This is a genomic window from Candidatus Erwinia dacicola (genome assembly GCF_001756855.1).
GTDB lineage: Bacteria > Pseudomonadota > Gammaproteobacteria > Enterobacterales > Enterobacteriaceae > Erwinia > Erwinia dacicola.
This window is the reverse complement of the sequence record NZ_MAYS01000102.1, coordinates 1-1148: the sequence shown is the minus strand read 5'-3', so window position 1 is coordinate 1148 and position 1148 is coordinate 1. Positions and strand designations below refer to the sequence as shown.

1 pseudogene is annotated in these 1148 nt (G+C 56.1%); it reads left to right on the top strand.

The window, feature by feature from the left end:
- Positions 1-129: 129 nt before the first annotated feature.
- Positions 130-1148, top strand: a pseudogene (locus tag BBW68_RS17530) (phosphate acyltransferase); the annotation flags it as partial.

Below are 1148 nucleotides of genomic sequence, written 5' to 3'. Positions count from 1 at the left end.
CTTCGGTTAACTGCTGATATTTCATAGTTATTCGCTCATCTTTAGTCGGAAGAGCAGGATAGCTTATCGGTAGCTAACCGTCCCTCCATCTACATGACCGAGCGTTGCACTTATTATCTGAATTCGCGGAAAAACATCTCCGACGTGCGGTTGGTGGTCTCCGGCGCGGGCGCTTCTGCCATTGCCTGCCTCAACCTGCTGATGACGCTGGGTATGCAGAAGCACAACATCGTAGTGTGCGATTCGAAATGGGTGAGCCGACAGAGCGGCAAGCGCAGCCTGCTCGACGTGGGCGCGACGGCAATTAACGAAGAGATGAAGCTGGCGGCGGTGCACGGCTATTGCCGAACTGGCGCTGGCGGAGCAGAGCGACGTGGTCGCCTCGGCCTACGGCAATCAGGAGCTGTCGTTTGACCCAGATTACCTCATCCCTAAACCGTTTGACCCGCGTCTGATTGTGCAGATCGCCCCTGCGGTAGCGAAATCGGCGATGGAGTCCGGCGTGGCGCGCAGGAGCTGGTGACGCTCGGTCTGGCGAAACCGATCCTGATTGGTCGCCCAAGCGTAATCGAGATGCGTTTACAGAAGCTGGGGCTAAAAATTGAGGCGGGCAAAGACTTCGAGGTGGTGAACAACGAATCCGATCCGCGCTTCAAAGAGTACTGGAACGAGTATTACCAGATCATGAAGCGACGCGGCGTTTCACCGCTTCAGGCGGTGATCGGTAATCCGACGCTGATTGGCGCAATTATGGTTCGCCGAGGTGAAGCCGACTCGCTGATCTGCGGTACCATCGGCGACTATAAGCAGCATTACGACATCGTAGAAAAGCTGTTTGGCTTCCGTGCGGATGTTAAAGTTGCCGGAGCGATGAATGTGCTGGAGCTGCCGAGCGGCAATACTTTTATTGCCGATACCTACGTCAACGAAAACTCAACCTAGGAACAGCTGGCCGAGCTGACGCTGATGGCGGCAAAAACCGTGCGTCGCTTCGGCATTGAGCCAAAAGTCGCACTGCTGTCGCACTCCAGCTTTGGCGCTTCTGATGCGCCCGCCGTCCGCAAGATGTGTGAAACGCTGGCGCTGGTGAAGGTGAAGGTGCGTGCGCCGGATCTGGATGCCGTTGTTGAACGTGATTGTGTGACAGA